Here is a 13,578-nt window from a genome sequence, read left to right as displayed (position 1 = left end):
AGCATCCAGCTACTGATAGCCAGATGCTTTCCTTTATATGGGCTCATAGTGTTTACTCAGATATCTATCATTTTCTGGGCTGCCTCCATAGGCACATCGGTGCCCGCATCTATTACACCGATCAGGGAATACTTACCTTTAGGAATATCGTTAGGGATCTCAAATTCTACCACTCTTTTCTGCCCGGGGAACATGGGAAACAAGGGCACTTCTACTTTAGTTTTCTGGCCAGTAGACACATTGGATAATTCAATATAACTATTGCATTCTATTTGCACACTGCCCGTATTCTGACAGAGGATATGACATTTCCTGGTACTATCTTTAAGCTGTTCAAAAGCCAGTATCCTGACATCTTTATTTAGCAGCAACGGAGGCGTTTGGTAGATGTGCACGCCCACCCGCATTCTATTGTTTACTTTTGTTCTCACGCCATCGGGATTTTCAACTATTTGTTCTTCTGTTGTTTCCAGAAATAACATTGCCCACTTCATTTCACTGGTAGCATCAACAGAATCGGGCACCTGTATTTTGAAATTAATTTCTGCTGTTTGCAATGAATCTATTTCAACAAACGTTTTTTCCAACTTTATCCATTTAGAGCAGGAATGGCGGGAACTTCCCGGAGCTGTATAAATATGGGCTCCCAACGTATCCCGGTCCCAGTCACTAAGATAGATAGTAAACTGCTTTTTCTTGGGTAACCTGTTAGTGATAAGGACTTTTCCAGTGGAAGTTTGTCCACTGTTGAGCCTAAAATCAATTGTAACCGGGTTTACCAGTATTCCCTTTCCTACTGGCGACTGTCCATAAGACAACAATTTGCAACACACGAGGAGTGTTAGTAACAGACTTTTCATGTTGGGGTGATTTAATCCTTGGAATTAGCAGATCTGATATCGTCACTGTAGATAATACGTTCTAATTTGTGATGGTCAACAATAATGATTTTTCCATCCTGTATATTAATGATCCGCTCATCGCGCAGATCACTTAACGTGCGAATAAGCGATTCTTTAGCAACGCCGGCCAACGCAGCCAGATTACAACGGCTAATATTCAGGCTGAATTCAATGTTTTTAGATGGGTTATATTTCTGGTAGGTAATCAATAGCGCTTCCCCTACTTTCTTGCGTAGCGAACTATAGGCCATTCTTAACATTTGTTCCTGCTGATCTGCGATATTTCCTGTGAGAATATTGATAATATTCAACAGGAAGGTGGGATTGTATTGAAAGATAAATGTGAGGTCATTGCGGGAAATCGAGACCAGATCAGCTTCTTCGATCACTTCAGCTGTTTCACGATATCTCCCCCCTTCCATCAGTGCATGGAAGCCGATAAAATCTCCCTCTTTGTAAAGTCCGGTGATCAGCTCTTTCCCATCTTCATTCCATTTACTGGTTTTTACCTTTCCTTTCAAAATGTAAAAAATAGCCGCTGCTGATTTTCCTTCACTGTAGATGATGCGTTTCTTTTTCATATGAAAAAGATTGCCTTCATCGATTTGTGATTTCAATAGTTCATCAATGGTAGATACCGGGTTTAACGGGGTGTCCTTGAATTCAACGTCTTCAATAATCATTACCTTTTTCATCTTTGAATTAATTAAGGGCGTGGGTATATACATGGTATTCCAAGTGTGATTTAACAATGCAGGGATATGGTTATAATTTTGACAGATAATCCTTTCGGGGTACGGTGCTGATGCTCCTTTATTCGATCAAATAGATAACAATGTTCTTATGTTCTTTAAGATGGAAATAGCTAGAAATTTCTAATGTAAATACGCAAAAAATTAGCTGTCAATTTTGGGGTAAAACAAAGTCTGCTTTGGGTGTTAAAATTTTTATTGTTGTTGTTATAAAAATATTTATTGTTGCTTTTCCTTGAAAAACCTTATCTCTCTACTTTTATCGACGATCTCAAAATTCACAATTCCATCCGTATGATTTGTTAAGTCTACAGTATATGCTATCACCTTAGGTTTTACCTTATCAGTAAAAGCACTGGGGTTAAGTGAAACAGAATATTTCCCCGCAGGAACGTTCAGGAAGTAAGCCCCTTTAACATCGGTAAGTGTACTATAGGTTACTCCTGAGCTGTCGGTGGCAATGACTTTGATATTTTCCAAAAGCACACGGCTGGTGCTTAATGTATCATTAGTAATCGTTAGAGATCCTGAAATAACACTACTTTTCTTAAAAGGCAACATAACTGTTATATCCTTGTAAACAGGTATAGTTTGAGATAAACCTGAAGCAGGTACCATACCTTTAACAGTATTCGTCTGCCTATAATCCAGATGATAATCTGCAGGCTCAATATTTTTGTACGAAATAAGGCCTTTTGCATCTGAAATAAAGGGAATATCATTTACACTGATTTGCAAATTTGGGATTGATTGCTCTCCAGCATCCATGACTCCATTACCATTAACATCATAAAATGGCAAAAGGTTTAATGTGTAATATTTCCTGCGTGAGATCAGGGGTACGTTGAATTTTTTAATGACAGACAAACTTACATATTGCTCGTTTAGCCCATTGGGAGCTGTGCTAGTGGTCGTTTGAGTCGGGATAGAAGCCATAGCATTAATATCAAATCCGTTGTGTGGACTGTGATAATATATATTACATCCTATAAGATTATATACCTTACTATCATATAAAGTTTTAGAGATGTTATCATAAAGATTTGTTTTGATCCGTTTTAGTATCACGAAATTAAAATATGGGCCAGCGAGGAGGGTTTGCTGGTAATTCAGAAATTTTTTCTCATCAGTTCTGTCGAAAACGGGTGTTTGCACATAATACCCTTTTAAACCAAAGAAACTATAATTCGCAGAAAGTGTAGAGGTGGTGATGAAAATCTTCTTATTCTCTGTACCATAAGAAGCATTATAACCGTTAATCGTGTTCAGATAGATGTTGGCATTTTTCCCAAGGCGCTGGGTATAAAGTATCTCAAGGAATGTATATTCCGGCAGGGTATTGCTGAAGGTACCCGTTTGCTGGAGCCTACCGCCGCTGATGGAGGCATTTCCCGATGCTATAACATGACTGTATGTGAGACCATATTTAGATAAGTTGAACTTCAGGTCATCCGTATTGTACAAGGTGTCGCGGAGTGTTCTTACATTTGTTCTGTTATATTGATAAAACGCACCGATACCGTTGCTACCAAATTTCCAATTAAAGGTGTGATATTGAATTTGTAATCCTTTATTCAGGCCGGGATAATAATCGCTGTTATATTGCATCTGACTGACGAAGCTTATCTTTTTGCCACTCACGTTAAAACTATACCCTCCGGCGCCTCCTAATTTGTCGGGGGGAGTGCCTGGCAAGTTAAGCGTACTAATATCTTTTCCCACTCCTGCATTGACGTATAATGAAATATTATCTTTTTTCAGCAACTGTGCTTCGTTACTGAACAGAAAGCTGTTATACTTCTTTGTATTATCTATATCTGCCGAAAGAGCATGGGAAATCATTACATGCCCCACTCCATATTTAACAGCTCCCGTAACATTGTTGTTGGTAATAGAAGCCAGGTTGTCGTGTTTAGATACACTTAATGATACTTCCGCCCTACCTCCTGGTTTATAACTAACCCTGAATCCAGTGCCATAAACATAAAAGTACCGGATATCACTCATGTGCCCAAGGTACAGCTCCCATCTTTTGGTAGTATAATCGATGCCGAAAATATTCTTATCAATGTTCTTTCCAAGACCATATTGCTTGCTCCTGTAATAGAACGACAGTTTGTTGTTATTATTGAGCATTGCTTCTCCTCTTATCCCTCCATAATAATTGGTTTGCGAGCCCCATTGGATAACGCCGCCTTCTATATACAATGGAAAGATGGGATAAGGAGATGGCTTATCCTTTAATTCATGTTGTATCTTTTCCAGTGTTAAGTAGTTTATATAACTTGTACCCGATGTATCGGTTACCGTAACAATAATCCGCTCACGTTTCAAATGGTTCCAGGCATTTTCCGTAAGATGCTCCTTATAGGTAAAAACGGTATCCATACCCGGACTGAGCTTTAGCTTCACCGTGTGGTTTATATCCAGATAATTGTTTTTAAATTCGGCGGAATAGACCCCATCAACAGAACCGTTGTTTTTGACCCTGGTTGATATTGCAATTTCCCGCTCATTTTCCTTTAACTGTATTAAGGTGTTAAGGGGAGTAATATAAAATTCGTTGACCGGAGCCGCTTTCACATAAAACTTATACCAGTCGTCCTTGGCGTTTCCAGGTTCCTTTATTTCTACACTTACCGGGAGCCATTTTGCCGGTGTGTTCTGTTGTTTCATTAATATTACCGGCAAGATCAGGGTAGCCCCTGCCTCTATCTGCTGAGTCGTTTGCCTTGCAGGCGCTAACAGCCGCCAACCTTCCGGTACCAGGATAGATACGTTAAAAGAAATAGGGCGGGCTTCGCTGTTAACTATCTTGAGATTATTGTACAGAAAGCGGGTTTGTTTGTCCGCTCCTAACGAATCTTTCATCGTTACGGAGAAAAGACGCCCATCCTGCGCAAACAGATCTGTGCAGATAATATTACAACTGATATGCAATACGATATACAGTATCGGAGATAACAGATATTTCATGGAATCACTACAAAACGAAGTAAGCGGATAAGTAAGCCTTTTCCGGAGAAAAGGCTTACTTAACTAAGGACATGGAATTAATTATAACTGTGTTGCTGTTAATACTACATCAATACCATACAGACCAGCACTGTAGCTCCATCCTGGGTCAGCCCTGAATCTCAGAGAGAAAGGTTTGTGAGGACCGTAAACACCGTTGTTGATCAAAGGTGCTGCTGCCACTGTTAATGTGTTCCAAGGTGCTGGAGTAGCATTTGTACCACCAGTACCATTGGTGAAGAGATTATATTGCAAAACAGAGCAAGGCATTACAGTGTTGCCTGTTCCAAATCCGATATACAGGAAGTTTGGAGAAGCAGATTTAATAGTAACATTAAAATTTCTGTTAGAACTAACAAAGAAATCGCTTGTGTGTCCACCATGGATATCTGTTAATTCCAGACCATTGGTGTAATCGAAGCCAGTGTGGAAATAAGCGCCCATCGCATCTGCTGGAGGGTCAATTTCGATAACGTTGTCTAAAAGCAGACCAATATGAACGTTAGAGTGATCTGAAGCCTGAGCGAAGCAGCTCATGGAAGCTATGGCCATTGCAGCCGATAAAAACAATGCTTTCATTTTTTTTGGGTTTAAAGTTTTGAGGTAAATAGTAACCTTACAATGGATATGCGCATCTTCATTTGAGGTTGTTTGTGCAATATTATAGCTATTAAACTTTCAGACCGATGACCGTCATCACCATTTCTATTTTTTTTGATTTAAATCTAAAAAAATAAGGGATAAATGATACTATACAAGCCATGGTAAAGGATTTCAGACATAAAAAAAATTTTATCCCCCTATTTTGCTGGTAAAGTGTAAAGTATACACCCTGCCCCCTCTGAAATACTATTTTTGTAGGCCCTCCTGGTTTCTTTTCGCCTGAATTGACCAACCGGTTACCCTCCGAACGCTTGGCCACCCTCCTATTTTAGGGCGCTATGCAAATCAATCGCAGTGGGAGATTTTAATTTTACAACACCATCCACTCCCCTTAAATTTTTATAGCCAGACCAGCAAAGTGAATACCATGGAATGAAATGTAAACCAGACGGATCATGCTTACTTCAGAATAGATCAAATCCCCCATTTCCCGTATTACAACAACGTACGATTCAATCATTGTCATTATCCAAAACAATCTAAAAAAAATACTATGTTAAATCCAAACCAACCATTGAAAGGCGCCACACCTCCTATTCCTAATGTTACTTTAACACCTGAAGAACAACGTAAAATACTGGAGGAGTTTAATATTACCCATTGGAGTTATCTAACACAACAAACACTTATCTCGCAATTTGATAAACAGGTACTTCTGCACCCGGAACACATCGCCGTATGCTATGGTGAACAGCAACTCACCTACCAGCAACTAGACCAAAAAAGCAACCAGCTAGCTCATCACTTGGCAGGCAATCATGTAGGGCCAGGCACACGGATAGCTATCTGGCTAGACAGGTCTGTAGAATGGCTAATAGCAGTTATAGGCGTGTTAAAAACAGGCGCCGCGTATGTACCTATTGACCCAGCCTATCCTGTTAACCGGGCAGCTTACATTATTGCTGATGCCGGGGCCACAACAGTGATTACAGACAAGGCCTATGGAACATTGATAGAACAGGCAACAGAGGTAACATTGTTCTATATCGATCAACTATCCACGATAGCCCATCTACCTGTTTCCCAACCAGCTACTCACACCGATTACCGTGAAGCGGCATATGTTATTTACACTTCAGGATCTACAGGGAAACCCAAAGGAGTTGTTGTTACACACCACTCTATTGAACACCTGGTTACGTGGCATAACAACACCTTTGAAGTAACCTCTAGTTCCAGGTTAACTTTAGTAGCCGGTCTGGCATTCGATATATCCGTATGGGAAACATGGTCGGCGCTAACAGCAGGTGCCACCCTGTTCATTGCAAATAATGACGAACGGATCAATGCACTTACACTCTCGGATTATTATCTGCGCAATGGCATTACGCATGGCTTTACACCAACAGCGCTAGCACCTGGGGTAGTAGAATATACCAGGCAACTCAGTGGATTGAACCTGAAATTTCTCTTTACCGGTGGAGAACAATTAAAGCCTGTATCAACAACAGATCTTTCTTATGAACTGATAGATTATTATGGCCCCACTGAGTGTAGCGTGTATGCCACCTATAGAAAGGTAAAAGAAAAAGATGGTCATTTCATCTCTTCTATTGGAAGGCCCATTGCCAACACCCAGGCTTATATCCTGAACGCCCAATTGGAATTAGTGCCTATAGGCGCCGTGGGGGAACTCTGTATAAGCGGTATTGCACTCGCTAAAGGTTATCTCAATAATGAAGCACTTACCAACAGCAAATTTATCCCACATCCTTTCCAACCTGGAGAACGATTATATATGACCGGGGATCTTGCCCGGTGGTTGCCCGATGGCAGTATACAGTTTCTTGGCAGAATAGACACCCAGGTTAAAATCCGGGGATTCCGTGTAGAACTCGGAGAAATTGAACAGGCCTTGCTCAATATCTCTGGGATCAGGTATGCCAGCGTTATTCCTAAAGATAATGCCAGTCATCATAAATACCTCGTGGCTTTTATTGTGCCGGAAAAAGGCATCTCAACAACGGATATTCCTGAAGTAAGACAACGCCTTAAACGTGAGCTACCAGGTTATATGATCCCTGCGCAAATCATTTCTATTAAAGAAATTCCCTTAACAGAAAATGGAAAAGTAAACAGGAGTAATCTGGCTGAAATAGCGGAAAAATACCTGCAAGAGATCTTTGCCGCCGAACCGCCTATTAACGAAACAGAACAAGTAATCGCAGACATATGGTCCGAAGCCCTGGGACGCCCAGGAATAAACAGAACAGACAACTTCTTTGATATCGGCGGCGACTCCCTACTGGTAGCCGTTGTAGCCACCCGTCTCCAGGAGAAAACCGGTATAAAAGTATACATGCGCGACATCTACCAATATCCTGTTTTACAGGAACTGGCAGCTATATTAAGTACCAGGACCCTAGCCTCCACACTCCCTGAAGAAGACATAGAGCCATACATAGAGCTGAAAAATGACGTGTACCTTGCTCCAGGTACTGTGATTACCGGCGGCTTTGATCCTGAATCCCTGCAACACCCAACAGCCTTATTGCTTACAGGCGCCACCGGATTTATTGGTATCCACCTCCTTCATGAACTGTTACATACCACCCATGCTGATATTTATTGCTTAGTGAGGGCCCAGGATGAATTTCACGCCATGGAAAAAATTGACCAATGTTTTGCTGCCTATCATATTACCGGCATTGAAGCAGTACATCACAGGATCATCCCGGTTGCAGGAGATTTCAGTAAACCATTTCTGGGACTGCAGGAACAACAATTCAGCTTCCTTAGTCAAAACATAGACGTAATATACCATTCCGGCAGCTCCGTGAACTTCATAGAGCCTTACTCTTACATGAAGGCCCCGAATGTTGATGGTTTAAGAGAAATTATCCGCCTTGCAGGAGCTGGCAAAACAAAATGCCTTGTTCTCTTATCCACTATTTCCGTATACAGCTGGGGGCACGTATTTACTAATAAAACAGTTATGCTTGAAACAGACGACATCACACAAAATCTGCTGGCAGTAAGCAAAGATATCGGATACGTAAGAAGTAAATGGGTAATGGAAGCCATTGCAGACCTGGCCGCCCAAAAAGGCTTACCGGTAATCACATACAGGCTTGGATATGCCATGTGCCATAGCATAACAGGCGCCAGTGCACCCTACCAATGGTGGGCTGGACTTGTTAAAAACTGTATCGAATTGAAATCTTATCCCCTATTAAAAGAACTCCGGGAAGGATTGATCACCGTAGATTATATGACCAAAGCCATTGCATATATTTCTAAGAATAAGGACGCCATTGGCCTTAAATTCAATTTAATTGCTAGGCCGGAAACAAATCTTACCCTAGAAGATTTCTTTGAGTTACTTCAACAACACTATCCATTTACGTTAAAAGGTCTTCCCTATAAAACATGGAGGAGGCAATGGGAAGACGATAGTAAAAACCGGTTATTCCCATTAACGAGCCTCTTTAAGGATAATATGCACGAAGGACTATCCACTGTAGAATTATACCAACATACCTACATCTGGGATTGTGCACATGTTACCCGTTTTCTGAATGGATCAGGGATTGAAGAACCTGTGTTTGATAAACAAATACTGGATGCATATTTAAAGTTCATGGGATTGCTGCAGTAATATTGGGAAGCCCTCACATATCAACTAAAAACCCGCATTAAAAGCGGGTTTTTAGTTTAACACAATCTGTAGGCGCACTTTCCTAGTCTTTGGCCTAAAAGGTTTAAATTCGGTTATCAAAAACCTCTAATTATGCTTCCCTCCGGTTTTGATTTTAACACATCGATTAATCAGGTGCCCATCCTTACAGATTATAATTCATTTACCACCAATGAAGTCTTGCAAAATGCCATTAACGCATATGGCGGTGGTTGGATTAATGAGCAGGCAAAAGCTTTTGGTGAGCTCATGGGGAGTTATAAGATGCAAGAAGCCGGCGATATGGCCAATAAAAACCTGCCCGTCCTAAAAACCCACGACCGTTTCGGCAACCGCCTCGATATAGTAAACTATCATCCGGCGTACCATGAGATGATGGAAGCGGCTATCAGGCATCAGGTGCATTCCATCACCTGGACTTCCGGCAACAAGGGAAGCTATCTCGCACATAGTGTATTATCCTATCTCAAACAACAAATAGACGAAGGTAGCAGTTGCCCGTTAACGATGACTTTTGCAGTGGTCCCTTCCTTGAGGCTCGAACCGGACATAGCCCGTGAATGGCTGCCCCTTGTTCTTTCCAATGAATATGACGAGCGGCACATCCCTTACGCCCATAAAAAAGGGGTTACATTTGGCATGGCCATGACCGAACCACAGGGTGGCAGCGATGTACGCGCTAATCTCACTTTCGCCAAAGCTACCGGTAAGGGGGTGTATCAAATTACTGGCAGAAAATGGTTTTGCAGCGCTCCCATGAGCGATGCCTTCCTCGTTTTAGCACAAACCGGTAAGGGATTGAGTTGTTTCCTGGTTCCCAGGTTCACTCCTGATGGAGGGAAAAGTCAACTCCATTTCCAACGGTTAAAAGATAAGCTAGGTAATAAATCCAACGCATCGGGGGAAGTAGAATTTCATGGAGCCTGGGGGAGAATCATTGGAGACGAAGGCCGGGGCATTGCCAATATCATGGAGATGGTGCGTCATACCCGCCTGGACTGTGCCATTGGTTCTGCTGGCACTATACAGCGGGCATTAACAGAAGCCATTCATCACTGCAACCATAGAAGTGTTTTCGGTAAAAAACTGATAGACCAGCCCCTGATGAAAAATGTTTTGGCAGATCTATCCCTGGAATCCGAAGCTGCCACTACATTGGCGATGCGCCTGGCAAAAGGCTTTGATGATTCACTATTAAACGAAGAAGCCACATACTTTACAAGGATAGCTACTGCGATCGGAAAATTCTGGAACACCAAAAGAGCTATGCTTGTGCTAGGCGAAGCATTGGAATGCCTTGGTGGCAACGGTTACGTAGAAGAATCAATTATGCCCAGATTATATCGGGATGTACCGGTGAATTCCATCTGGGAAGGCTCCGGCAACGTACAGGCTTTGGATGTACTACGCGCCATGCATAAAGAACCACGGAGTATAGAAGCACTAATGAACTACTTTCAAAAAGCAAAAGGGCTTGATTCCAGCCTAGACCTTCACTTGAAACACCTGGATCAACTCATATCCCATCCGGATGAATTCAAAGCACGCATTATCGTAGAAAAAATGGCTTTAGCTATCCAGGCTATTGAATTAATTCAGGTTGCTCCACACACCATTGCACAATTATTTTGCGAATCAAGGCTTTCAGAAAAAAGAAATGCCACCTGGGGCACACTGGAAAATGAAAACGTTTTGGATGAAGTGATCAACAGGACTTATTGCGCTTAATCCCAGGAGGTTGTTAACTTCATTTTGTGATGTTTATTATTTCACATTTTTAAACTCCCAATCAATATGAAAAGTAAAAGTTTATTTCCCTTGCTTATATTTTTTATTATCACTGGCATAGGGATAGTATTGGCACGCTCCATATATACGAGCACAACTCTTGTACCAAGCAGCATCATTGCAGCAAGTGCTTTTGTAATCGCACTCATCATATCTGCTGCCATCAAGATTGCTGACCCATGGGACAAAGCCGTGGTATTGAGACTCGGACATTTTAAATCTCTTAAAGGACCTGGTTTATTTTTCATTGTTCCAGTGATAGATACCATCCCATACTGGATTGATACGCGTGTTATAACCACATCTTTCAAGGCGGAAAAAACCCTTACTAAAGATACGGTACCTGTTGATGTAGATGCAGTATTATTCTGGAAGGTAATGAATCCGCAAAAGGCAGCCCTTGAAGTAGCAGATTACTTAAGCGCCATCAGTTGGGCCGCACAAACGGCATTGCGCGATGTGATAGGAAAGACGATGCTTTCGGATATGCTTGAGGGAAGAGATAAGATCAGCAGTATACTACAAACAATTATTGACGAACGTACCGAACCATGGGGCATTCATGTTAATTCTGTAGAAGTAAAAGACGTTTTAATTCCTCCGGCATTAGAGAATGCTATGTCCATGCAGGCACAGGCAGAAAGAGAAAGACAGGCAAGGGTAATTTTAGGCGATTCAGAAAAACAAGTAGCTGAAAAATTTGGGGAAGCCGCATTAACTTATGCAAACAATCCGGTAGCCTTGCATTTAAGAGCGATGAATATGCTTTATGAAGGATTGAAGCAAAACTCAACCATTGTAATTGTACCTAGTTCAGCAGTGGATACAATGCAGTTAGGAAACGTGACCGGGTTAACTGCCTTAAGCATGGGAATTGGGCAGGAAAAAGCAAATGAATAGAATATACTTTTCTCTTACATAGTTACATAACCCAACAGGTTGCGGCCTTCTTACATTCAATTAACAATCATGGGACTGGAGATTAACCATGGTCGGCTATTGGCAACTTGCGATAATACTTATAATCACAGAACGCGTTGGCAAAGCCATCAGCCTTCCCACCCCGGATGCGATGTTGTCTTTTGCATCCCATAAAACCGGGAGAGGTTGGGGATTTGGATTGCATGAAGCTCTTGATCAAAGAGGAGGACCATTATTGGTAAGTCCAGTACTCTTTTACAAGAAAGAGCATTACCAGGTAGTCTATGCAATTTTACTGATACCGGCTATCTGTGCACTTGTGTTGTTAGTACAAGGCAAACGGATATATACTCTCACCCCGATTCATTGGAAGTGGCTACCGAAACACTGAAAGAAAATATTACCCACTGCTTTTTAAATTATATGTCGTAACAGGAATATTCATTGCAGCGGATTACGCTGATCATCCATTAATAGTGTATCATTTTAAACAAGCCCACCTGATGGAAGATGACTGGATGCTTATCATATATTCTGTTGCCATGGTAAGTGGGGCCCTTAGTGCCTTATCACCGGGAAACTGTATGACAAAGCCGGTTTTCAGGTGATCATCACAGATACCTTGCTAAGTATCTTTTTTGCACCATTGGTATTTCTCCTGGATTTTAAAATGGTTGTCATCGGAATGGTGCTATGGGGGTTGGGAATGGGTATACAAGGCTCAGCTTTACGTGCAGCCGTGGCCGGGTTAGTAGCACCCAACAAAAGGGGAGCCGACACGGGATATGTGAACGTTTGAATCGCACCATTCAGGACAACTCTATAGAGGAGATACAGGCAGATTTGGATCTATGGATCAATAACTACAATAAAGAGCGTACTCACACAGGTAAATACTGTTTTGGAAGAGCTCCACTACAGACCTTTGAAGAAACATTATCTTTGGCAAAAGAAAAACAGCTGGACAATTTACCGCCAGCTGCCTAAAAATATTAACCCGACTGTCGGATCAAATCTTAACTATTACACATAAACAAAGAAGCCGCAGTAATCTGCGGCTTCTTGCATCTGCTATATTCGCAATTTAAATTAATTGCCTACTATTTCATTTAGCGAGAGTGTCTCTATACTTTCATTTTGCAAATAATGACCAATCTTCAAGACCCTATCAATATCTTTCTTTTTTAATTTAGGTAATAAAATATTAGTATAATAATTAGCAATTCTAAAACGTATTAATTCAACATGCTTAGGATCGGGAGATTCGTTTCTGAGCATACTTTTAAACTCATTTAACAAGTAATAACTTGTTTCAAGCTCATTGATTGTCATAAAACTTTTTTGCTTTAAAAAGGCTAATAAAAGACTTCTTATTATATAGCTAAATTTACCTGTCGTACTGTTCGATTCATGGTATCGAGGGGATAAACTCAATTCTTGACATTTATTAATAAAAAAATCAAAAAAATAATCTACACCTGTTCTCTCTTTATAAAAAGCTCGTAACTCATTCCAACTAGTCCATCTGCACCTATCAATAGATAAATCTACTTGCCTTAAACACGCACTTATTCCTATCAAATATTTATAATCAATAAATACTTTATTATTTGTTGTTACCAAAGCTTCCATTTTTTAAATGTTGGATTTAAATTTTTGATATTCAAAGGAGCTCCTTCTGTGACAATCCTAGCACCAGTACCACTCTCTGCACCTAAATATCCAGGGAGAGGGCTTAGTTTATTTGCTGGTATTGAAAAATCGACATAAGCTCCCTTGTCTCGTCCTAAAATAAGTTTACAGATTTTAAAAATAAGTCCTAAAATAGATTTGCGTTTTACTCTTAGTCCTGCTCCTCATTTACAGTTCCTTTTTTAAGATAATAGTTTTTCCATAACCT

The 13,578-nt window shown here is 40.9% G+C and carries 10 protein-coding genes; 5 read left to right on the top strand and 5 right to left on the bottom strand.

Annotated elements, in window-relative coordinates; genetic code table 11:
• Nucleotides 1-56 precede the first annotated feature (56 nt).
• The 4 genes from ACDQ55_RS17455 to ACDQ55_RS17440 all read right to left on the bottom strand — a co-directional run bounded on the left by ACDQ55_RS17455 (nucleotide 57) and on the right by ACDQ55_RS17440 (nucleotide 5,248).
• Nucleotides 57-860 carry a hypothetical protein gene (locus tag ACDQ55_RS17455; RefSeq protein ID WP_420982740.1) on the bottom strand — a complete coding sequence of 268 codons (804 nt, stop codon included), beginning with the start codon at nucleotides 858-860 and terminating at the stop codon, nucleotides 57-59.
• 11 nt (nucleotides 861-871) lie between these two features.
• Nucleotides 872-1,597, bottom strand: a complete 726-nt coding sequence (locus ACDQ55_RS17450; protein ID WP_420982739.1) for a Crp/Fnr family transcriptional regulator — start codon at nucleotides 1,595-1,597, stop codon at nucleotides 872-874.
• A 276-nt stretch (nucleotides 1,598-1,873) separates the two neighbouring features.
• Entirely contained in the window at nucleotides 1,874-4,630 is a 2,757-nt protein-coding gene (locus ACDQ55_RS17445) for a hypothetical protein (RefSeq protein WP_420982738.1), read from the bottom strand.
• A gap of 81 nt (nucleotides 4,631-4,711) precedes the next feature.
• Nucleotides 4,712-5,248 carry a hypothetical protein gene (locus ACDQ55_RS17440; protein WP_420982737.1) on the bottom strand — a complete coding sequence of 179 codons (537 nt, stop codon included), beginning with the start codon at nucleotides 5,246-5,248 and terminating at the stop codon, nucleotides 4,712-4,714.
• 577 nt (nucleotides 5,249-5,825) lie between these two features.
• On the opposite strand from ACDQ55_RS17440, the gene ACDQ55_RS17435 reads away from it, so the two are divergent.
• From ACDQ55_RS17435 to ACDQ55_RS17415, 5 genes are all read left to right on the top strand, one after another.
• Complete coding sequence (locus ACDQ55_RS17435; RefSeq protein WP_420982736.1) at nucleotides 5,826-8,930, top strand: amino acid adenylation domain-containing protein; 3,105 nt, start codon at nucleotides 5,826-5,828, stop codon at nucleotides 8,928-8,930.
• A gap of 132 nt (nucleotides 8,931-9,062) precedes the next feature.
• Nucleotides 9,063-10,697: an acyl-CoA dehydrogenase family protein gene (locus ACDQ55_RS17430; RefSeq protein ID WP_420982735.1), complete on the top strand. Its 1,635-nt coding sequence runs from the start codon at nucleotides 9,063-9,065 to the stop codon at nucleotides 10,695-10,697.
• Nucleotides 10,698-10,763: 66 nt separating this feature from the next.
• Nucleotides 10,764-11,657: a slipin family protein gene (locus ACDQ55_RS17425; protein ID WP_420982734.1), complete on the top strand. Its 894-nt coding sequence runs from the start codon at nucleotides 10,764-10,766 to the stop codon at nucleotides 11,655-11,657.
• Between the two features lie 625 nt (nucleotides 11,658-12,282).
• On the top strand, nucleotides 12,283-12,477 hold the full coding sequence (locus tag ACDQ55_RS17420; protein WP_420982733.1) for a hypothetical protein: 195 nt from the start codon (nucleotides 12,283-12,285) through the stop codon (nucleotides 12,475-12,477).
• Nucleotides 12,474-12,665 carry a hypothetical protein gene (locus tag ACDQ55_RS17415; protein WP_420982732.1) on the top strand — a complete coding sequence of 64 codons (192 nt, stop codon included), beginning with the start codon at nucleotides 12,474-12,476 and terminating at the stop codon, nucleotides 12,663-12,665. Before ACDQ55_RS17420 ends, ACDQ55_RS17415 begins: the two co-directional genes overlap by 4 nt.
• Nucleotides 12,666-12,767: 102 nt before the next feature.
• Here the strand turns inward: ACDQ55_RS17415 and ACDQ55_RS17410 are convergent, their stop codons facing one another.
• Nucleotides 12,768-13,310: a hypothetical protein gene (locus ACDQ55_RS17410; RefSeq protein ID WP_420982731.1), complete on the bottom strand. Its 543-nt coding sequence runs from the start codon at nucleotides 13,308-13,310 to the stop codon at nucleotides 12,768-12,770.
• Nucleotides 13,311-13,578 lie beyond the last annotated feature (268 nt).

Origin of the sequence: Chitinophaga sp. 30R24, from assembly GCF_049056765.1 — a bacterium.
Lineage (GTDB): Bacteria > Bacteroidota > Bacteroidia > Chitinophagales > Chitinophagaceae > Chitinophaga.
This window is presented reverse-complemented; position numbering and strand designations above follow the sequence as displayed.